This is a genomic window from Gammaproteobacteria bacterium, from assembly GCA_027296625.1.
Classification (GTDB): Bacteria; Pseudomonadota; Gammaproteobacteria; order JAKEHO01; family JAKEHO01; genus JAKEHO01.
In genome coordinates this window covers 79,931-100,034 of record JAPUIX010000153.1, presented here as the reverse complement: position 1 = coordinate 100,034, position 20,104 = coordinate 79,931, and the positions used below count along the sequence as shown (strand labels likewise).

Genomic DNA, 20,104 nt, shown 5'->3' with positions numbered 1-20,104 from the left:
GATTATGTCGAACTTTATTGATGAAGCGGAGCGTCACGCCGAACTTTATGATGCTTACACCCCCCGTCGGCGTCTTATCCTCGACATAATTGAGGAATCTCGCCGGGGAGCTCCTGGCAATGGACATGTGTATGAAAGGCTCGATGCGATTGGCGCAAGCGAGTCAGAAATTCACTGGCTAAAACGTACCGGCCATTTTTTGCCAGGTCTTTAAATTTATCGGAATCAGGAATCAAAAAAGGGACAGATTTATTTTCAGTTGGGGCAGTACCCGTCTATTTCCCACTATCCGGCTTGATGTGATTGATTGAATCGATCGAAGGCCCCTGCTTAACTGAGCAAGGATTTCAATCACGACTATTTGATTCATCGTTGAGGGCGTGCTGGCGCTAGTGCTAGGATGCTTTTGACGTCTGGTATGAATGCTCTTATTGTCTGTTTTATGGTTTGCTAGACCAAGGGAGAGCATCGCATGACAGATGGGTTTATTGTGACGGAGAAAATTACCAAGCCAATGGATGTCGGCGCCCGATTTAGCTTTGTGGCGCGAGGTGCTGAGCGAGAAACATAGGATCCTGCTTGACGTGATTTTGGGAGGTTATTGACTGGTATCGGCTTCATTTAATTCGTCAACGAATCACTTGGAATGGAACGGGGGAATGAAACCGACAGTCATTGGAGTTGCGGAACCTAATGTTATAAGTTGTTACTTTGTACAGATATGCTGCGTTAAATGATCAAATATCCATGTGAATACTTTGGTTTTCGAAAGGAACAAAGAGCCGCCCTTTGCGGTAGAAAGCGCGCGCCTTGGGTCCTGGCAGCAACAATAATTGGTTCAGGCATGGCATTCATCGACAGTACCGTCGTTAACGTGGCACTTCCAGCATTGCAAGCTGACCTGCACGCGACTGTTATTGATGTTCAGTGGGTTATTGCAGCCTATGCGCTTTTCCTTTCCGCGCTTCTTTTGGTGGGTGGGGCGCTAGGTGATCAGTTCGGTCGCCGGCGAGTCTATGCTATTGGATTAGTGCTTTTTATGTCGGCCTCAGTATGGTGCGGGCTGGCACCGACTGTTACGCAACTGATTATTGCGCGGGCTGCTCAAGGAGTTGGTGGTGCGTTACTTGTTCCAGGCAGTCTCGCAATTATCACTGTTTCATTCAGCGAGGGGGAACGGGCAAAGGCTATCGGTACGTGGTCAGGTTTTTCAGCTATGACTACTGCATTGGGTCCATTGTTGGGTGGTTGGTTGATTGACCATGCTTCCTGGCGTTGGGTTTTTTATATCAATATCCCGATTGGGCTAATCGGACTTTTCATCCTATTCACGTTTGTTTCTGAAAGCCGTGATGAAAAGGGTACGGCGAAATTGGATAAATGGGGTGCGCTATTTGCGATTCTTGGCTTAGGTGGCATTGTTTATGGATTAATCGAGTCGCCTATCCTAGGTTTTGGTCATCCTTTGGTAATAGGCGCTATTTCCGGTGGTGTGATCGCGCTAATCGCGTTTTTGTATGTGGAAAAATACGCATCAGCGCCTATGATGCCGCTTACTCTTTTCCATTCACGCTCATTCAGCGGCGCGAATATTCTCACATTTTTCTTGTATGCGGCCCTGGGTGGGGTATTGTTCTTCGTGCCATTTAATTTAATTCAGGTACAGGGATACTCTGCCTTTGCCGCTGGCGCAGCATTCCTACCGTTGATTGTATTAATATTTTTCCTTTCGCGATGGGCCGGCACTTTGGTAGACCGGTATGGTGCGAAGCGTCCACTTATCGTTGGTTCAGGAATCGCCACCATTGGGTTTGCTTTGTTAGCTGTCCCGGATATGGATACAAGTTACTGGACAGGCTTCTTTCCCGCCTTTGTTATTTTAGGTTTCGGCTTGGCTGTTACAGTAACACCGCTGACAACACTCGTGATGGGCGCGGTAGAGGAGAGTCGCGCTGGGATTGCCTCAGGTATTAATAACGCTTTATCCCGGACTGCAGGATTACTTGCTATCGCAGTTTTTGGCATCTTTGCTTTGAACAGTTTTAACAGAGGGCTCGACGTTCGTCTCACTGAAATTAATGTACCGCCTAAGGTTGTACAGGCACTTGACGAGCAGCGTTTCAGGCTTGCTGCGGCAGAGATTCCTGTCAATATTGACAAGCAGCAGAGAACCGCTCTTCGGAATGCGATTGACGAATCATTTATTGATAGTTTCCGTTTACTTATGATCATTGCAACTGCATTGGCCTTTATTAGCTGGATAACTGCTATTCTGACAATAGAGGGTCAGCAATCAAAAGCAAGAACCCAGTTGATGTGATCGCTTGAAGCGGTTGAAGGGCATGTCGTCGCCGGGCAATGGCTTCAGTCGTGGCGCGTCGTCGAGTCTGCTGTGGCGACGCATTAGGCCTTTTACCGCATAGTAGCCATCCGACCCAAATATACCGGGTTGGTACCAGTAAAAGTCCACCAACTCCAATGGAGATAACCAGAAGCCAACGAACGAGAAAGGTGTATCCAATCACGCCAAACAGGTAAGTGATCGCGGCAGTGATACCTAAATAGCATAGGATGCGCGGAAAGACGCGACCGCGCAGTGCAAGCACACTTACGACAAGTAACCAAAAGCCGATGGCACCATAAGTTAAGAATCCATCGGGAACGTCAAGGGTAAGTCCCGCGATTACATTGACCGCCTCTTGCCATGCGGGTTCGGCTTCAGGATAAAAGGGAATAATCTTTCGGTCGAAGGCGACCTCCATGAGATGACTACGGGCGTTTACCGCAAACCCCAGCATGGTAAGTACACCTGACCAGCGCACCAACCCACGGTTTTGGGCAAATACACTGTGAAAGATCGCCGGAACCGCGGCAAGCCAGACGATTCCGCTTATCACCCAACACTAGTGAAACGCTAGATGAGTGAAAGGTTTCTGAGAGAGCACGCTCCAGAATTCATGGGGCGTAACGTCAGGGGGCGCTTGCAACTCCGGCGGCATAAGCAGTGCCGTTATTCAGGCAGCTAGATAGGTCGAACCGACTACGATCGCGGCGAAGCCACCGAGACGCATGACGCTTTCATCGGTAATTCTGTGCGCTGTGTCTCTCATATCTGTATCGTGTAAGCCCTCAAGCGCCACAAAGTTGGTGAGGAGACTGAAATTATCTATTTATTGCGGTTCCCAATGCATAGGTAAATTGTCGTTTACGTTGAACTTACCTTTTCGTTATTGTTGCGAATAGTTCATCCAAGTTGAAAAGAAAAAGCTGGGTAGCAACATTAACCAAGTCCTGCGAGCACTGGGCCTGAGCAAACGTTTTTGTTTGACACAACTCAAGCCAGAGCGGTGGCAAGTCACTCATCCTGCTTATCATACCGCCCTCTACATCAGGGGCAGCATACAGCACCTTGCGTACACCGGAGGTACTTAATCGTACTAAACACATCGGGCAGGGCTCGAGAGACGAATAGAACGTGTAACCCTTTAGACTGGTAAGTTTTGGATTGGCATCTTCAAAGTGATCCATCACTACCATTTCAGAATGCCGATCACTCCGAAAGTACGGGTTGAACACCTCGTTGTGTCCTTGTGCAACTACGTCACCACCCTCATCAATTAAGATGCCCCCAACACCAAAATTGCCTCCGTCGACAGCCTCTAACGCTAAAGCACAAGTAAGCCAAACATATGCATCATCTGAAAATTCCGAACTCGGTTGGTAACCCACGAGAAATGCCTTACAGCTATCGATAATTTCAGTTGTTGGTTTAATCCTCGACAAACGTCGTTTCCCAAAATTCTGGATTTTCTCGCTATCGCACGTCACAGTGGACCTCCTGGGTTCGCTTTTTAATTTTTGACTCAGTTATTCGAAGCGAAGAATATTGATATTGGAGTATGGCTTAAATATGTCAAGCTACTCATATCAAAGCTTGAGGGCGCTGGGGATTATATTTCGCTTGCCGGCGGGGCCCGGTTTTTCATTAATATATCCCGCTTGATGCAATTGATTGAAACGGGTGCGGGCCGTTGTAGGGAATCATTTTAAGTACTAGGACGGCCACAAAAATCTAGAAGAAATATAGCGAAATAATGAATCGCTCTACAATAATCGAAATCATTGATGTTCTTGCTTTTGTCGGTTTTTTATTTCTAGCTTCCACGGGGATATTGCTGCATTACATTCTGCCGCCCGGTAGTGGCCGATGGGCCGAGATTTGAGGGCTAAATAGACACGAATGGGGCGGTATTCATTTTTGGATAGCCACCTTGTTTTTTGTCTTGTTATCCGCGCATCTCAACGCGGGGGTTAAGAAAACGGGTATGAGCATCGCGCATCGCAAAAGCGATGTGTATGTCAGCATTTGTTTGTAATGTGCGGCGCACTGATGATTTGGGCAAACTTAATGCGTTTTGGGGGCAGATTTGTGACAAATGCGCTGATGATTGGTAGTGTCGTGGGTGCGATTATCGGGCTTTTGCACGCCCGGCACGCTTATATCCAACAGGTCAGCGAATTTCCACAAAAGCTTATTGAGCAGCCGGTAGCGGTTAGAGACAGCGCCGGCTCCGTTTTCAGTGGTCAGGCAGTGGGCTTGTGATTTGCGCGAAAGACCCCATATTTAAATGGACACGGACATTTAAGCGTGCCTCATGGTTGGGCACATGGGTAAAAATAGTTGTGGCTTTTGGCTAAGGCTCGTGTATAGTGGCCGCGTCGCAGTGCACTTCTTGTCGTGAATTCGGAAGTCCCTCCAGTTTTTTCTGCAGCTACTCCCGCATTTTCAGTTTCAGGAACGAACTGCAAAATATCGCAATTCAAATAAACAGAGGTATTTCCGTGATGACAGGTACAGTAAAGTGGTTCAGTGAGAGTAAGGGTTATGGGTTCATTACCCCCGAGGATGGCAGCAAGGATGTATTCGTGCATCACTCCGCCATCGAAGGTGATGGTTTCAAGACCCTGGCCGAGGGCCAAAAGGTAACGTTCGAAGTCGAGCAGGGCGCGAAGGGTCCGTCGGCAGTGAAAGTTCAGGCGGCCTAAGGGTCAAGTACTGCGCAAGCAGGTTTTAGACGAAGACCCCACCACCCGGTGGGGTCTTTTTTTTGTGGCCGAAAAAACAGGGGGACGGAACCAATGGGTAGATATTCTTTACGGGCGGTACCCGTCTCTACCTCTTATAGCGCGCTTGATTTAATTGGTTGAGCAAATGGGGGTGTTGTCTTTCACGGGCAACGCCCGCATCAGAGGCTCATTCAGCCCGCAGCGCATCGAGTGGGTCCATTCGCGCGGCCCGCATTGCAGGTGCAAGCCCGGCCACCAGGCCGACGGTGATGGCGAGTGCGAGCGCGGCAGCCACATAGTGCCAGGCGATTTCAAGCGGAAGGGCGGGGGCAATCAGTTTGACAGCATAGACAATAGCCAAAGTCACGGCTACACCTAAGATTCCTCCGATGCTTCCAAGGACGACCGCCTCGCCAAGAAATAGGCGAAGGATGTGGGCACGGTTTGCACCCAGCGCGCGCAGCAGGCCGATCTCTGAGACGCGCTCTGTTACGGCAATGGTCATGATTGTCAGGATCCCGACCATTCCGACAATCAGTGATATCCCGCCAATGGCAGCGACACCTGCCGTGAGGATATTGAGGATGGTATCCAAGACCTCGAGCATTTTGTCCTGAGTAATGATTGTAAAATCTTCATCGCCGTGACGCGCGATCAGCAGGCGCCTGATATTACTTTCGATGCGCTTTACTGTGGTGCCCGACCGATAAAGTAGATCGATTTCCATGAGGCTCTCGCGATTGAACATTTCCATGGTCTTGCTAATGGGAAGATAAATCGTGTCGTCCAGATCAAAGCCCAGCAGCTGGCCTTTTGGTTCCATAACGCCGATCACCCGGTAGCGATCGCCGCCGACGCGGATGCGCTGACCAAGTGGATTGTGGGTGCCAAATAGCTCATCGCGCATTTTTGAACCCAGTACGGCGACTGACCGTGCCCGGTGAAAATCATCTTTCGGAAGAAATTGGCCGGTGCTAACCGGAATCTGCCACACTCGTGGCACTTCCGAACTGACGCCAAATACTGTGGTTCGCCTTTCCCGCGCGCCATATTCAACGCTGGCATTACCCTGGACGAGGGGGACAACGGCGATGATATCGTCGAGTTCGTTTAACGCAGCGGCATCGTCCACGGATAGGGGCCGTACCGTACTAATGGTTGCGCCGGAGATGCCGAAGGTGGTGGTCTTTCCCGGAACGACGGCGACCAAATTTGTGCCGAACTGGGTGAACTCCGCCAATACAAACTGCCGCACCCCTTCGCCGATAGACGTCAACAGCACGACGGCGGCTATGCCCACCAGAATACCGAGCACGGTAAGTACCGAACGTAGTCGGTGTGCGATGATTGAACCGAACGTCAGTCTCAAGAGGTCCGCAAACCGCATGTTTGTTACCGTTTATTGAGCGCCGCAACGGGCTCCAAGCGTGCCGCGCGGAGCGCCGGCAGGACGCCGAACACAAGACCTGTCACCACCGCGATACCGACCCCGGCGGTGACAGCCCAGAGCGGTACGGACAGCGGCAATGCCGGATAGAGTTGCTGGATAACTAATGCCGAGGTGAGGCCGATGCCAAGGCCGATGAGTGCACCGGTAAACGACAACAAAAGGGCTTCGACAATAAATAAAGAGCGAATCTGGCGGGACGGGGCACCCAGTGCGCGCAGCAGGCCTATTTCCTGAGTGCGTTGGGCGACGGCGACCAACATGACATTCATGATGAGGATCCCGGCAACTGCCAGGCTGATGGCGGCGATGCCTGCGACGCCCAGCGTTATCCTATTCAGCACCTTGTCAAAGGTTGCGATCACACTGTCTTGCGTGATGATCGTGACGTCGTCTTCGCCCTCATGACGCTTCATAATGATGCGTCGAATGTCTTCTTTCGCGGCAGCGATTCGCGCTCCGCCTTGTGCCTCGGTGAGGACACGAAACAGCGAAGGATAATCAAACAGGCTCTGGGCGGATGCCACGGGAATAAACACGATGTCGTCGAGATCCAGACCGATGGAGACGCCGGTTTCCGCCAAAACGCCAATTACCCGAAAACGGCGGTTGCCGATCCGCACTGACTCGCCGACGGCCCTAGCTGGCCCGAACAGTTCCTCGCGGACTGTCTGCCCCAGTACGCACACGGCACGCCCTCGTTTGGGGTCCATTTCGGGGAGAAAACTGCCCTGCGCGGCTCGCAGATGGCGGATGTCCTTGATCGCCCGCGTGGAACCGATAATCGTTACTTCCCGCTCAAGTCCCCTATACGCAACCGGGGCCGAGCCTACCACGATTGGCGCAACCCGCTGAATGTTGGGGCTGCGGAGCAATGCCATGGCGTCGTCAATCGTCAGGTCACGCGGCGTCTCACCAAACAGCGGTGGGTGGCCACCCGTCGTTTCCGAGCGCCCCGGCAGCACGATCACCATGTTGGTACCGAGCTCAGAAAATTCACCCGTCACATAGCGTCGCACACTGTCTCCAAGGGTCGTAAGTAGGATGACAGCCCCCACGCCAATCGCAACCCCGATCAGGATCAACACGGTCCGGAAGCGGTGGGTGTCGATGGCCCGCAGCGCATAGCCTAGAAGATCAAAGATCCGCATCAGTGGGTCTCTGCCTGCGTGTCCTCGCTGATATGGCCGTCCACCATGTGGATCCGCCTTGTTGCACGGTCACCCAGTTCCGGGTCATGGGTCACCACTATTACGGTCACGCCTTTTTCGTGTAACTCCTCGAGCAGTTCGACCACCTGACGGCCTGAAGCACGGTCGAGGTTGCCGGTCGGTTCATCGGCTAATACAACTCGGGGCTGCATGATGGTTGACCGTGCGATCGCAACCCGCTGTCGCTGTCCGCCGGATAACTGATCAGGTCTGTGCTCTGCCCGGTCAGCAAGTCCGAACGCTTTAACGGTCTCCGCTATGCGGCGCTTGCGTTCCGTAGGCGGATACCCAGCCAGGATCAGTGGAATTTCGATGTTTTGGGCCGCCGTGAGGCGAGGGATCAGGTGAAAGAACTGAAAAACGAAACCAATGTTTTCACGGCGGATGCGGGCTAACTGATCATCTGTAAGCTCTGTGACATCCTGTCCACTCATGCGGTACCGGCCGGTGGTGGGATGATCCAGTAGGCCGATGAGGTGGAGCAGGGTGGATTTGCCGGAGCCTGAAGGGCCCATGACAGAGATATATTCGCCCTCATCGATCTCAAGGAAGATATCGGTCAGCGCATGCACCTCCTGGTCGCCCAGTTGGAAGTTCCTGCATATACCCTCGAGCTGAATCACGGCGATGCTGCATTTCCAACAGACACTTCGGGCGTGACTCTCGCGCCGGCTTTTACCCCTTCGCGGCCCACAGACAATACGATCCGGTCTCCTTCCTTAAGACCGGATGCGACTTCCGTAAAATCCCAGTTGGAAAGTCCCGGCTCGAACTCGCTCTCCACCAGCACGCCGGAGGCTTCATCGAACAGCAGCACCCGGTATCCCTCCAGTACCGCCTGTGTCGGAATACGCAGGGCGTTGTCCCGAGTCTCCAGGAAGATCTCGATATCCGCGCTGTAACCGGGCAGCAGGCCGTGCAGGTTTTGGGGATCGCTCAGTTCAACCTCGACCTCGACGGTCCGCGCCTGCTTTTCGATATCCAGTACATAAGGCGCGATGCGCCGGACAGTGCTATTACAACGGTGACGGTCCGGAAACGCATCCAGGATCACGCAGGCACGCATCCCGACCTCGATCGGGGGGGCATCCACTTCGTCAATCGGCGCCGAGACGTAAAGACAGCTTATATCGAGCAGCTCGATTGCGGGCAGGGTGGGGATGCCGGCCGGGGAAGGCGTTACGTATTCACCGATCTCTGTGTTGACTTCTGCTACGACTCCGGCAAAAGGGGCGCGGATGATGGTCCGCTCCACCGCCTTGCGGACGACGGCGATCCGGGCCTCGCTGACCCTTGCTGTAGCCCTTGCCGCTTGGCAGCCGGCCCGTTTGGATTCGGCGTCGGTGAACGCGAGATCAACTTTTTCTTCAGAGATCAGTTTATCTTTCACGAGCTTTTGTAGCCGTTTCAGCTCACGTTCCGCACCCGCCGCGCGGGAGCAGGCCTCCACAGTTCTTGCCTCGGCCGCCGCCTTTTGCGCCGTCGCATACGTTACTTCAGCTTTCAGGTCTTCATTCCAGATTTCCAGCAGGAGCTGGCTCTTCTCCACGCTATCGCCCTCAGATACCGTCAATGTGCCTACTTCGCCACCCGCCGCAGGGGCCAGCATGGAACGACGGCAGGCCTTCACTGTGCCGACCCGGGTGTTTGACACGGTCGCTTCCACAGGGCCTGTTTCGACCGTATAGAGGGCTACGGCGATTGGTTTCGGACGGGTAAAGTACCAGCCGGTGAAGACAAGCCCCCCGATAACAAGGAGAAATACAAGCAGCCGCCATCCCATGTAGAAAAGCCCTCAGCAGTGTGTTTGTAATACGGTGAGCAAGTTCATCGTTCTTCTCCAACCGCGCATGTTACCGTATCGAGCCCGGTATCGCAGTCGCCCGGATCGTAACCCAACTTGATGAGGCTATTCTCTGTATACTTGTGTATTCTTTCGATCATTTCTTAATCTTTAGAAAAATTTCAAACCGAAGATTGACGGAAATTCAGCACGGTGGCAACACGGGCAGTGCCTGGGTTATCTCTCACTATTCCGCTTGATGTAATCTTTGCGTCGAATTCGATAGCCTTAACTGCCAGCAAGGGGCGCTAATGGAGGAAAGGGCTGATGGTGTGTCGGTCGAAGGAATTTCAATGCATGTAAGAATGACTAAGTATCTCCTTGTCGCTACCTTGCTTGCGGCCCTATCCGTCGCTGCCCAAGAGGATCAAGCGTCGCTGGATGCGCAAGAGGAGCAAGTATCGCGGTTGATTACTGTCTTCAATGCGTATCTACGAGGCGACTTTGGGGTAGCGGCTGGGGGGTTAAGAGTATTGGCTCGCGATGGTGATCCATTCGCGCAAGCGCTCTTAGGGGATATGTACGCTGAGGGCAAAGGTGTCCGACAGGACAATGCGGAAGCGGCAAAGTGGTATCGAAAATCGGCTGAGGGCGGACACTATTACGGACAACGCGAGTTGGCGGAAGCGTACTTTTCCGGGCAAGGCGTGCCAAAGGATCCCATCGAGTCACTGAAGTGGAATCGTATAGCGGCAGAACAGGGTGATGAAGTGTCTCAATTCAGAGTCGGTATGCAATACAAGGAAGGCAATGGCGTGCGCCAAAACTATACCGAGGCAGCCAAATGGTTCGCCATGGCAGCGGAACGCGGGCATCCCCGTGCGCAGTTCCACCTGGGTATGGCGTACTATGAGGGGCTCGGCGTTTCACAGGATTATGTTGCGGCGGCGGCCTTGATCCGCAAGGCCGCCGAGCAAGGCGTTCTTGAAGCGCAAGGAGCGCTCGCGGATCTGTATTATCTTGGCGAAGGTGTTCCGCCGGACTACATAGCGGCTTACGCGTGGGCGCAGGTGGCCACAGCGCGTGGGAACAAGGCGGCCAAACAAGTGCGCGATCGGGTGGCATCGCAAATGACGCTTGATCAGCTCGAAGCGGCCGAGGAACTTGCGGCGGAACAGATTGAAAAATACGGAAGTGAATAACTGAAAATGAGTTTAAGCTATGGTAATTCCCTTAACTATCCCGCTTTAAATGATTAGATATATCGCATCATTGTGATGTCACAAAATTAATTGGATGCGTTGGGGCAATTGATGGGTCTTGCGTAGTGGGGCAAGAGCTTCAATCGCGTTCCACCCGTTTTTATCAGAAATGTCTTTATAGGTTTAGAAAATGTATATAGCCATGAATCGCTTTCAAATTGTTCGGGGGCAAGAGGAAACGTTTGAACAAATGTGGCGCAAGCGAGACACCTATCTTTATGAAGTCCCGGGTTTTCGCGAGTTCCATCTACTTCGAGGTCAAAGCGAAGACGCCTATACCCTCTACGCGTCTCATTCAATCTGGGATTCCCGTGAAGCATTTGAAGGTTGGACGAAATCTGAAAGTTTTCGTAAGGCTCACGCCCACGCTGGCAGGGCAAAAGGAGTTTATCTAGACCACCCTCGGTTTGAAGGGTTTGAGGTCATTTTAAGGCAAGGTGGCACTGCCTAATTACGGCATCGAGTAGGATGCTCGTCAAAGTACGTGCGAAGGAGACAACGGGATGAGCCGTCCACCTCCAAAGCGAGGATAGGACTTCGGAGATTGCCGGCTCAACCCTGCGTCTTCTGTCGCCCCGAAATCGGAAAAACAGTACTTCTAGAATGTACAATTCGTACATCCCCATCCTAACCACTTGGCATGATGTGATGGGTTAATGCGATGGAAGCGCTTGCCGTCAATGGCAAAGGGCTTTAATCGCTGCTTTTTGACTCGTCGTTCGCTGCACGACGCCGGTAGTGTCGCCAGCCGCATCGTAGCAGGCCGTGACGTCCCGACTTTTTCACGGACTTGAACTGGGTCTCATCTAAGACGCGGTTAAACCCTGCCGCGAGATCCCATTGATTGCGCATCCATGCGATACCGCCGAACAAGCGGACAGCCCAGTAGATGGGATACCTTTGCCAGGCTGGCACCGACAGTACACCCATTGCTTCCAACATAATGGCATCCGCAGCCGGCCGCGGGCGGTTTTGATACCAGTAGAGCCAGTCATGAATAACGGACGCATTGCCATATTTTCCCCATCTCGGTATGGCCCACCACAACATGCGTGGTACCGATGCGAAATCAGTCATAAATCCAATTGCCAGATCGACGGTGTCACCGCTCCCTTCTTCCCCTACGTCGTAGCCGAATGGCCGTAGAGTTACCCAGGTCTTCCCGTCAGCCATAGGTGAGACAACGAGAGCGTCTGTGAAACGACTCATGTCATTTCCATTTTTGTTGCACGTCTATCTTACAGCCTAACATGCCACTTGAGCCGCGCAAGGTAAAAGGGGACGATCCTATCTTTCACTATCCCGCATGATGTAACTGGTTGTCTCGATTGACGGGCCTGGCCTTTACCGGACAGGGGCATCAGTTGCTCCTTGTAGTGCGCAATTGATTGGGTACACTCGGTAGTGCTAGGATGATTTGGAAAATTTTGACGACAAAAAGGAGAATTACAACCTGATTCAAGCTAACAGCAGCCGTCGTCCTGCATCGACGAGAGATGACGCTAACAAAAAAGCACAGATCTGAGTATTAATATCTTGATAATATTTTCCCTTCTATCATCGGTTAGCAAGAAAACATAACCGGAGTGCATCAATGGGATTATTTGGAAACAGCAAAAAAGAGATTAATCGAGTTTCCAATATAATCCGCAAGAGGATTATGGAAATTGATGTAATCATTAAAGAACGTGATGTGAATGGATTGCGCGATTTGTTAAAAAAGGAGGGCATTCAATATCAAGACGATGATCGATGGGTTAACTGGATGTATCCCGAGCTTCCTGACTTTATGTTTCATTATAGAAAGAAGGAATTTCTTGTAGATGGAAGAATGGCCTATGCTGGCGTTCAAATTTTCGGAGGAAACACACTTAGATACTCAGTTCAAGCGCCAAGTAAAAAATCAGCAGCTGGGCCTGCTGCGAAACGGTCTGCTAAGGCGCTTAAAAAGGCTTTATCATCGCATCCAGAGTTTTACGACTTGGATAAAGCGAAGGAAGAATTCGATAAGTCACTGAAAGGCCACTAGTGTAGAATGAAAGGGTGACAGATTCATTTTCGCATGTTATCGGAGGTAGCTTATGAGTGTGGATGAAGCGAATGATAAACCGGTAATAGAGTTGTCAGAAAACGGCCCATATCTCGTAAAGAGACTGACGGCGTTCCGAAATTCGAAAGGCGATAAACTCCAGACTAAAGACGTAATTGCTCTTTGCCGTTGTGGCGGCTCAGCGAACAAGCCGTTTTGTGACGGAACTCATACTCGGATTAATTTTTCGAGTGAGAACCTATCGGATGGCAGCATGGATAAGCGTGATGATTATGCCGGCAAAAATATCACGATCCATGACAATCGAGGCATTTGCTCGCACGCCGGAAAGTGCACCGATGGCTTGCCTTCAGTATGGCGCATGAGGGTCGAGCCATGGATTGATCCAGACGGCGCAGACGTTGAAGCTATCGTTGAAACCATTAAGCAATGTCCATCCGGCGCACTGAGCTATTCCATTGAGTCGATTGAGTACCGGGATCAAGTTCGAGATCCAGCGGTATACGTATCAAAGGATGGCCCGTATCATGTGATGGGTGGAGTTGAACTCAAAGATGTACATCGTGGTGACGGAGCTTCGGAAGAACACTACACACTGTGCCGATGCGGTGGCTCGAAGAATAAACCGTTTTGTGACGGCACGCATTGGGACATCAAGTTTCACGACGATGGAAACTAACAGGCAGAAAAGGGACAGAGTTATCAATGGCTACAGGGTGGTTTCTATTTAATCCGTCTATCAATACCTGGGATGCGGGTAAAGACAGGTTTATCTTCTGCAATCCGTGCGCGTGCTGCATCGCAATCAGTCATCTGACTTGTGCTCTTCATAAGTCAAGGGGGTGCGTTGTATGTGTATGTCGTTGATTTTTTGCATATCTATTTGCTCCTTTTGAACCAACTGGCTGATTGGGAATCTAATTTTCCTGAGGTCTGGTTAGATTGGCAACTTTCTTGAGAGGCAGGGCAGGGAGTGCGTGCCGTGGATTGAAGGAGGAGGTTGCGATGGAAAGATTCCTAATCACGTTGCTAGCTGTACTGATTCTGCTCTGGGTTCCCGCGAGTTATGCGGGCGGTGGGCATCACGGCGGTTATCATGGTGGGTACTACGGTGGTTATGGCTATCACGGTGGGTATCACCGTGGTCATCATGGTTACCGTAGCAGCTTGTTCATTAGTTTTGCGCCTTATTGGGGCCGCCCTTACTATTACCCACCCTATTACCCAGCGCCTGTCACTGTGCCAGTGCTCGCTGCGCCCGCCGTTTATGTTGAGAAGGCGGAACAGCAGCAACCGTATTACTGGTACTACTGCACGGATCCGGAGGGGTACTACCCCTATGTCAAACAGTGTGCACCGGGGTGGATGCAGGTCGTCCCCCGGAGTCAGCCGCGCTAATGGGCTGGTGCTGTTGTGAGCAGTAATTCGATCCTGTCGACGATTGGAGCTACCGTCTTGATCACGGCCTGCACGACGCTACCCAGTGGGCCGAGTGTTGTGGTGATGCCGGGAACCGGAATAACATTCGACCAGTTCCGCGAAAACGATTTATTGTGCCGTGAGTATGCCCATGCGCAATCAGGGGGCAAAACACCCGAGCAGGCTGCTACGGAAAGTTTTCAGAAGAGCGCCCTGACCGGCGCGCTACTGGGAACCGCGTTCGGAGCTGCTGTCGGTGGAGCAGAAGGTGCTGCGATCGGGGCGGCTAGCGGGTTACTCGTTGGCAGTGCAGCAGGAAGCAACACCGGGCACGTTTCAGCCGGCGCGGTACAACAACGCTATGACACGGCGTTTATCCAATGCATGTATGCCAAAGGCAACCGGGTGCCCGTATCAGGCCAGTTGACCGAGGCTTCTATGCCCAATCCGTATCCGCCACCACCACCACCACTGGCATCTACTCCCGCGCCTGCACCCGATTTCTACCCACTGCCGCCGCCCGATTTCACCGGGATTCCGCCCGACTTCACGGGGCCTCCCCCGCCAGGATCGTAAGGGCAAGCTGGCTTTAACCGTCCTGCTGTACCTGCCTGTTCAAGCAAACGATCCCTTTGAATGGTAAAAGACGGTAAACGCGAAACGCCGAACTCAATGTCATTGGTTGATAGGCATATTTGCTGAACGGATCGCGTTTTCTGTCCAGGTATTACACGTATTGAAAGCATGGTATTTGCCCGTGGCAAGATAAAAACGACTGCCTGAATGGGGCCCGCCACTGACGACCGAAGACCTACCATATTCGTCCCTCTCGAAACTGTCACTGATATAGCGAACTAGATTGTCGAACTCGGCTTCGGAGAATTGGAGTGTCGTGACATTGCTGCCCCGGTAGTACTGCTCTGGGGGTGCTGGAATCCCAACGACATACAGGACGCTTAGCGTGGGCGTGAACAAAGCTCGCAATGCTAATGTCAGCGTGGGTTTCTTTGCTTGATAAAACGCTTGGTCACCCCAACCGAATTCCAGGTAACGTGCTCGTGGAAAATCATCCTTTTCGGGTAATGAGGTGCATGGTAGGTCGCTCTTTTTTATGATGATTCCGCTGTGTAAACCATGATCGACGATATAGATGTCCTTTAAAGGCCCCATCTCGGAAGGGAGATTTGCTTCTTCAGTAGTGACAGAACACGCTGCACATGCAATAAGTATGATGAGGAGAGAATATGGAGGTCGCACAATGGCTAACCCATCGGCTAAGGCGTCATCGTTCGCCGTTGCGTTTAGCGGCGGTTGAGTAGTTGATTGAATGCTGGGGGCAAAACACCATGTTCTGTAATGCATGGAGACGGTGTACTTTAATCCTATTTGTTGAAATAATAAATTAGGCCTCAAAAGTAGCTTCGCAGCCCCTAAAAGGGGAAAATGCGTTGTGATGAACTGGCAGGTGTATATGATTGTTTGTACTGATAACTCGCTCTATACGGGAATCACCAATAATGTCGAAAGGCGATTGGTTCAGCATGCAAGTCAGCGTGGTGCTAAGTATTTCCGCGGGCGTCAACCAGGGCAGGTGGTGTACCTTGAAAGTGGGCATACGCGCAGTTCGGCGACTCAAAGAGAGGTAACGATCAAGAAAATGCGGCGAGTTGCCAAAGATCGCCTGATTGCATCAGCGGCGAATGAAGCCCCTGTTGTGAGGGAATTTCTATCGGGGTTGGCGGTCTCAGTAGATAAGGCATTACAACCGGAGACACGATGAAAAGGCGAAACTTGCTGATAGGCCTGGCGGCCGCACCTATGGTAGTCATGGTGGCACGGTACGGGTTTGCTGAAAGGCGTTCGGGAAGCTCGGTCGACATCGAAGAGCTTCAGAAGAACTGGATGGAATATCTGCCGGAAGGTGCAGATGTGGCGCTTGCGAAGGCACCGCTGATGCGGCCGGACGAGGAGTGGGAGAACATTCTGACGCCGTCGCAATATCGCGTGCTGCGCGAAGAAGGCACCGAGGGCGCCTTCACGAGTCCGTTGAACGACGAAAAGCGGCCCGGTATCTATGTCTGCGCTGGCTGCAGCCTGCCGCTGTTCACTTCGGCGATGAAATACGACAGTGGTACCGGCTGGCCGAGCTTCGTTACTCCGATCCCCGGCGCATTCGCTACCAAGAAGGACTACATATTGCTAATACCGAGGACCGAGTACCACTGTGTGCGTTGCGGCGGCCATCACGGGCATATATTCAACGACGGACCGCCCCCCACCGGTAAACGCTGGTGTAATAATGGGGTGGCACTGAGTTTTATTCCCAAGGCCGCCAAGGCCTGAAAAATAAACGGCATTTTACTCCCACCTATCCCGCTTGATGTGAATCGTTGAAGCGGCTCGCCGTTCATCGGCAAGGGCTGCAATCGCGCTTCTTTATCACAAAAACCTTCGAGTTAGTTAACCAAACCGCTGCAACGGCGCCGGGCAGTTGGTCTCGCTGGGATGTCCGCATCCGCTAACGGGTGCTCCCAAGCGCAGGCTGATTGCATCTTGATGGCTTTCGTCAGCGGTTTGGGATCAGTGCTCAAATTCGGCTTCCCGGGATAAATACGCTGGAAAGCGAGGCCGAAATAAGATATAAATCTAATCATATTTATATGTTTCTATCATTGATATGGTCAATATCAGGCGCATCGATTTGAACCTCCTCGTGGCCCTGGATGCCCTTCTGGATGAGTGCAGCGTCACCCGGGCTGCTGAGCGCCTAGCCCTCACGCAGCCGACGGTGAGCGGCATGCTGGCTCGACTCCGCGATATCTTTGATGATCCGCTTTTTGTGAGAACACAGCGTGGCGTATTGCCGACGCCACGTGCACAGGCACTGGCGCCGACGCTTAAAGCGTTGCTTGCCGATGCAACAGCGCTCGTTACGCCGGAGATCTTCGACCCCGAGACGGCCGAGTTAACGGTGTCCATATCAGCCAACGATTATATGCAGTTCGCGCTGGTGGTGCCCTTTATCGAAGAATTGCGGCGTCGGGCTCCAAAGATGGAGCTCGCCGTGCAGCCACTGGCAAACGGTGACCTGGCTACAGGACTCACGCGTGGTGAGGCGGACATTGCGATCACCATTCCAGAGTTTGCGCGCCCCGATCTGCTCTCACGCTTCCTTTATGAGGAGCGTTACGTTTGCGCGGTTCGAAAGGAGCATCCCATCAAGGGAAAGGCAGTGACACTCGATGAGTTCTGCCGGTTCGATCATGTGCTTGTACCACCGGATGGCGTGGCTTTCGAAGGTCCAACAGACGAGGCACTGTCGAAACTGGGCCTGAAGCGACGGGTAGCCATTTCGGTGCCGAGCTTTTTGATCCTCCCCGATATCCTGCAGACCGACGATCTCATCGGTGTCTTTCCAGAACGTTTGTTGCGAGGGCGAACTGGCGATCTCAAGGTCTTCGCGCCGCCGTTGAAGATACCCGGATTCCGTGTGATCGCGCTCTGGCATCCGCGCCTGAACAAGGACCCGGCTCACAAATGGCTTCGTGATTTGCTAGCCGCGGTGGCGCAAAATTTACTGCCTCCACAGCTCAAAACGGTTGGTACCAATTAAGAAAGGGATAAAAAGAGGTGAGGGTTGCTTTTTGTTACGTCACGCCGCTAGTGACGAGACTATATCCCAATTTTGTATATCCTGCTTGGTGTGAATAGGTATAAATTATCCCGAAATACTGTCCGTGCTTCTAACCACAAATATGTGAAACCACGCTAGGGAGGACGAAAACCATGGCGACATTTATCAGCCTTCTTAATTTCACCGATCAGGGGATTCGAAACATAAAGCAATCCCCGGATCGTGCGCAGGCATTTAAGGAAATGGCGGAAAAAGCCGGAGTTAAAGTGAAGGATATTTACATGACAGTGGGTAATTATGACATTGTCGTCGTTCTAGACGGACCAGATGATGAGACGGTGATGTCCGTACTTTTAAGTCTAGGCGCCCTGGGTAATGTGCGCACTCAGACCCTACGGGCCTTTTCTATTGAAGAAAGAAATCGAATCATCGCCAAGATGCCCTAGCACTGTTACTGCAGAACAAGCGGCAGGAGGAAATCCAGACACATCCTAATTGGAACGGGACGGCTTGTTTCTCCTTAAATTCTTTGCGGCGCCTTCTTCGACCTTTAAAGAATCAATACGTCAAAGAAGGGTACCAGTCGCCACGCCCGTCCGGGGTGGTGTCTAATACGTTCCATAGTGGCCACATAAGGTCCATGTGGCGCGCATTGCCTTCCACGTCGGCATACAGAAGTTCGGATCCCCAAAAGTGATGAACTGAACCGTCTCGCCTCACGAATACATTGGCCATCGGCATCTGCGCGCCTTCTGCGTCCTCGGCGAAGTAGTCGATGTGGTAACTGTTGTTTGCAGACGAGAGCAAATGTAAATCGTTCCAACCGCGCGCTTTCGCGAACTTAACGATCTGATGGATCGGCGAGCGTGCTACTACTGCGAAGTTGATACGCTGAGTGATCTGGCCAGCATTCCCATTGAGCCCATCGAGAAGCGAGCTGCACATGGGGCATGGCTCCTTCATCTTTGGCCCATACATGAAACCATAGAGGAACAGCGCGTCCTTTTCGCCTTCGAATAATTCCGATAATTTGATTTGGCGTACTTTGCCGTTGTCGTCAAGTTCCTCGAAGACGTAGTCTTCTCGGACCGCGCCTCCTAGTTGTAGCTTCCTGCGCAGGGCGGCTACGCGTTCGATCTGCTGTCTAAGCTCGATCTCCGCTTTCAGAAGGGTATCTCTAGCGTGGCGGTATTCAGGCGTTTCGTTCGGAAACTTGAGGTCTGTCATTATTGTCTCCGGGTCTATTACCAGTTGGCAGGAGCGCCCTATGGGGGCCAATTTGGACGAGTCGCTAATATTCTAAGGTTTTAATAGGGCCTTGCCCAGAATGGTCTCGACGACGATCGCAAATTCTATTCGCCTCTTGTACTCGCCCTTTATGCTGCAGTCGGCGCTGGAAAGATCAGCTTCTGGTAATCGATGATTGAAAACGAAGTAATATATGGAACTGATTTCAGATTCGCAGCAGACAGGGGGTGCCATGGAGATTTTGCATCGTGACGATCTGACACTGGGTGGCTTCGCCGGAGTGCGTGAGCATCGCTTGGTGATGGACCCGAAGGCCTTCGGGGATCAAGTAAACCCCGGTACCTGGCCGGGTGTCGGGAACTTTGTATATCTCGCCGACGCGCGATTTGCCCCCAAGGGGGAAACCAAGCTACACAGCCACAAGGAGATTGATGTGATCTCCGTAATGGTCGATGGGCGGATCGCGCACGAGGGCTCTCTCGAGCAGGGACAGGAACTCTCCGGTAATCAGGCGCAGGTTCAACGCGCCGGGGGCGAGGGATTTTCGCACAATGAGGTCAATCCTGATGACAGCATGAATCGGATGATCCAGATTTGGGTCCTCCCGGAAACGCCTGGACAACCCGCTGGGTACAAGCTCTATCAGCCAAAAGCGGGTGCGCTGACCCATGTTTACGGGGGAAAAGCCGATCAGGACGAGACGTTTGAAAGCCATACATTGATTGATGTTGCCCTGCTCGAACCGCGCCAGAACATCAAAGTAGACAGACCATTTCTTGGGTATTTGACCCGGGGCAGGGGGCTTGCCAACGATGAGACTGTCTCTGATGGCGATATGTTCCGAGGCAATCGGCTGGCATTCAACGCAACGGAAGATGTGCTGCTGATCGTCGTGCACGAAGTGGCGTGATTGGCCCACCGCTGGTGGGCGTCTTAACAGATAACAGAAAGTTATTATGCTTTTCTTTATGAATCGTTCTGGC

Annotated in this window: 25 protein-coding genes; 16 read left to right on the top strand and 9 right to left on the bottom strand. The window is 52.2% G+C overall.

Features of this window, described 5'->3' with window-relative positions; all coding sequences use genetic code 11:
- Both O6944_09270 and O6944_09265 read left to right on the top strand, forming a co-directional pair.
- A partial coding sequence (locus tag O6944_09270) for a hypothetical protein (GenBank protein MCZ6719324.1) occupies nucleotides 1–214 on the top strand: 214 nt, incomplete at its 5' end.
- Nucleotides 215–733: 519 nt separating this feature from the next.
- Nucleotides 734–2,320, top strand: coding sequence for an MFS transporter (locus tag O6944_09265; protein ID MCZ6719323.1), 1,587 nt, complete (start codon nucleotides 734–736; stop codon nucleotides 2,318–2,320).
- Here the strand turns inward: O6944_09265 and O6944_09260 are convergent.
- Nucleotides 2,268–2,897, bottom strand: coding sequence for a hypothetical protein (locus O6944_09260; protein MCZ6719322.1), 630 nt, complete (start codon nucleotides 2,895–2,897; stop codon nucleotides 2,268–2,270). The genes O6944_09265 and O6944_09260 overlap by 53 nt on opposite strands.
- Before the next feature lie 319 nt (nucleotides 2,898–3,216).
- Nucleotides 3,217–3,783, bottom strand: coding sequence for a nucleoside deaminase (locus O6944_09255; protein MCZ6719321.1), 567 nt, complete (start codon nucleotides 3,781–3,783; stop codon nucleotides 3,217–3,219).
- A 311-nt stretch (nucleotides 3,784–4,094) separates the two neighbouring features.
- Between O6944_09255 and O6944_09250 the strand changes: the two genes are divergently transcribed.
- The 3 genes from O6944_09250 (at nucleotide 4,095) to O6944_09240 (ending at nucleotide 5,046) form a co-directional block, all read left to right on the top strand.
- Nucleotides 4,095–4,223, top strand: a complete 129-nt coding sequence (locus tag O6944_09250) for a hypothetical protein (GenBank protein ID MCZ6719320.1) — start codon at nucleotides 4,095–4,097, stop codon at nucleotides 4,221–4,223.
- 206 nt (nucleotides 4,224–4,429) lie between these two features.
- A complete protein-coding gene (locus tag O6944_09245; GenBank protein MCZ6719319.1) occupies nucleotides 4,430–4,603 on the top strand; it encodes a hypothetical protein in 174 nt (57 codons plus the stop codon).
- Nucleotides 4,604–4,836: 233 nt separating this feature from the next.
- On the top strand, nucleotides 4,837–5,046 hold the full coding sequence (locus O6944_09240) for a cold-shock protein (protein MCZ6719318.1): 210 nt from the start codon (nucleotides 4,837–4,839) through the stop codon (nucleotides 5,044–5,046).
- Between the two features lie 208 nt (nucleotides 5,047–5,254).
- Here the strand turns inward: O6944_09240 and O6944_09235 are convergent, their stop codons facing one another.
- Genes O6944_09235 through O6944_09220 form a run of 4 tightly spaced genes read right to left on the bottom strand, consistent with a single transcriptional unit; the run spans nucleotide 5,255 to nucleotide 9,508 of the window.
- Complete coding sequence (locus tag O6944_09235) at nucleotides 5,255–6,454, bottom strand: ABC transporter permease (protein ID MCZ6719317.1); 1,200 nt, start codon at nucleotides 6,452–6,454, stop codon at nucleotides 5,255–5,257.
- Nucleotides 6,455–6,459: 5 nt separating this feature from the next.
- A complete protein-coding gene (locus O6944_09230) occupies nucleotides 6,460–7,665 on the bottom strand; it encodes an ABC transporter permease (GenBank protein MCZ6719316.1) in 1,206 nt (401 codons plus the stop codon).
- Entirely contained in the window at nucleotides 7,665–8,348 is a 684-nt protein-coding gene (locus O6944_09225) for an ABC transporter ATP-binding protein (GenBank protein ID MCZ6719315.1), read from the bottom strand. Before O6944_09225 ends, O6944_09230 begins: the two co-directional genes overlap by 1 nt.
- Entirely contained in the window at nucleotides 8,345–9,508 is a 1,164-nt protein-coding gene (locus O6944_09220; protein MCZ6719314.1) for an efflux RND transporter periplasmic adaptor subunit, read from the bottom strand. The genes O6944_09225 and O6944_09220 overlap by 4 nt, the downstream gene beginning before the upstream one ends.
- Nucleotides 9,509–9,873: 365 nt before the next feature.
- On the opposite strand from O6944_09220, the gene O6944_09215 reads away from it, so the two are divergent.
- Together O6944_09215 and O6944_09210 are read left to right on the top strand one after the other, a co-directional pair.
- Nucleotides 9,874–10,710 carry a tetratricopeptide repeat protein gene (locus O6944_09215; protein MCZ6719313.1) on the top strand — a complete coding sequence of 279 codons (837 nt, stop codon included), beginning with the start codon at nucleotides 9,874–9,876 and terminating at the stop codon, nucleotides 10,708–10,710.
- 190 nt (nucleotides 10,711–10,900) lie between these two features.
- Entirely contained in the window at nucleotides 10,901–11,221 is a 321-nt protein-coding gene (locus tag O6944_09210) for an antibiotic biosynthesis monooxygenase (protein ID MCZ6719312.1), read from the top strand.
- A 242-nt stretch (nucleotides 11,222–11,463) separates the two neighbouring features.
- On the opposite strand, the gene O6944_09205 is transcribed toward O6944_09210, so the two are convergent.
- The gene (locus O6944_09205) at nucleotides 11,464–11,979 is read right to left on the bottom strand and encodes a DUF1353 domain-containing protein (protein ID MCZ6719311.1); all 516 of its coding nucleotides are present in this window, start codon (nucleotides 11,977–11,979) and stop codon (nucleotides 11,464–11,466) included.
- A gap of 385 nt (nucleotides 11,980–12,364) precedes the next feature.
- On the opposite strand from O6944_09205, the gene O6944_09200 reads away from it, so the two are divergent.
- From O6944_09200 to O6944_09185, 4 genes are all read left to right on the top strand, one after another.
- Nucleotides 12,365–12,799, top strand: a complete 435-nt coding sequence (locus O6944_09200; GenBank protein ID MCZ6719310.1) for a hypothetical protein — start codon at nucleotides 12,365–12,367, stop codon at nucleotides 12,797–12,799.
- 52 nt (nucleotides 12,800–12,851) lie between these two features.
- Nucleotides 12,852–13,499 carry a CDGSH iron-sulfur domain-containing protein gene (locus tag O6944_09195; GenBank protein ID MCZ6719309.1) on the top strand — a complete coding sequence of 216 codons (648 nt, stop codon included), beginning with the start codon at nucleotides 12,852–12,854 and terminating at the stop codon, nucleotides 13,497–13,499.
- Nucleotides 13,500–13,825: 326 nt separating this feature from the next.
- Nucleotides 13,826–14,218: a hypothetical protein gene (locus tag O6944_09190; GenBank protein MCZ6719308.1), complete on the top strand. Its 393-nt coding sequence runs from the start codon at nucleotides 13,826–13,828 to the stop codon at nucleotides 14,216–14,218.
- A 15-nt stretch (nucleotides 14,219–14,233) separates the two neighbouring features.
- Nucleotides 14,234–14,815: a YMGG-like glycine zipper-containing protein gene (locus O6944_09185; protein MCZ6719307.1), complete on the top strand. Its 582-nt coding sequence runs from the start codon at nucleotides 14,234–14,236 to the stop codon at nucleotides 14,813–14,815.
- A 99-nt stretch (nucleotides 14,816–14,914) separates the two neighbouring features.
- On the opposite strand, the gene O6944_09180 is transcribed toward O6944_09185, so the two are convergent.
- On the bottom strand, nucleotides 14,915–15,409 hold the full coding sequence (locus tag O6944_09180; GenBank protein ID MCZ6719306.1) for a DUF2459 domain-containing protein: 495 nt from the start codon (nucleotides 15,407–15,409) through the stop codon (nucleotides 14,915–14,917).
- A gap of 283 nt (nucleotides 15,410–15,692) precedes the next feature.
- On the opposite strand from O6944_09180, the gene O6944_09175 reads away from it, so the two are divergent.
- The 4 genes from O6944_09175 to O6944_09160 all read left to right on the top strand — a co-directional run bounded on the left by O6944_09175 (nucleotide 15,693) and on the right by O6944_09160 (nucleotide 18,319).
- Nucleotides 15,693–16,019 (top strand): GIY-YIG nuclease family protein, encoded by a 327-nt coding sequence (locus tag O6944_09175; protein MCZ6719305.1) that lies wholly within the window; start codon nucleotides 15,693–15,695, stop codon nucleotides 16,017–16,019.
- 173 nt (nucleotides 16,020–16,192) lie between these two features.
- Entirely contained in the window at nucleotides 16,193–16,582 is a 390-nt protein-coding gene (msrB, locus tag O6944_09170) for a peptide-methionine (R)-S-oxide reductase MsrB (GenBank protein ID MCZ6719304.1), read from the top strand.
- Between the two features lie 334 nt (nucleotides 16,583–16,916).
- On the top strand, nucleotides 16,917–17,852 hold the full coding sequence (locus tag O6944_09165) for a LysR family transcriptional regulator (protein MCZ6719303.1): 936 nt from the start codon (nucleotides 16,917–16,919) through the stop codon (nucleotides 17,850–17,852).
- A 173-nt stretch (nucleotides 17,853–18,025) separates the two neighbouring features.
- Nucleotides 18,026–18,319, top strand: a complete 294-nt coding sequence (locus O6944_09160; protein ID MCZ6719302.1) for a GYD domain-containing protein — start codon at nucleotides 18,026–18,028, stop codon at nucleotides 18,317–18,319.
- Nucleotides 18,320–18,431: 112 nt separating this feature from the next.
- On the opposite strand, the gene O6944_09155 is transcribed toward O6944_09160, so the two are convergent.
- Nucleotides 18,432–19,100: a DUF899 family protein gene (locus tag O6944_09155; protein MCZ6719301.1), complete on the bottom strand. Its 669-nt coding sequence runs from the start codon at nucleotides 19,098–19,100 to the stop codon at nucleotides 18,432–18,434.
- A gap of 253 nt (nucleotides 19,101–19,353) precedes the next feature.
- On the opposite strand from O6944_09155, the gene O6944_09150 reads away from it, so the two are divergent.
- Nucleotides 19,354–20,031 carry a pirin family protein gene (locus O6944_09150; protein ID MCZ6719300.1) on the top strand — a complete coding sequence of 226 codons (678 nt, stop codon included), beginning with the start codon at nucleotides 19,354–19,356 and terminating at the stop codon, nucleotides 20,029–20,031.
- Nucleotides 20,032–20,104: the final 73 nt, after the last annotated feature.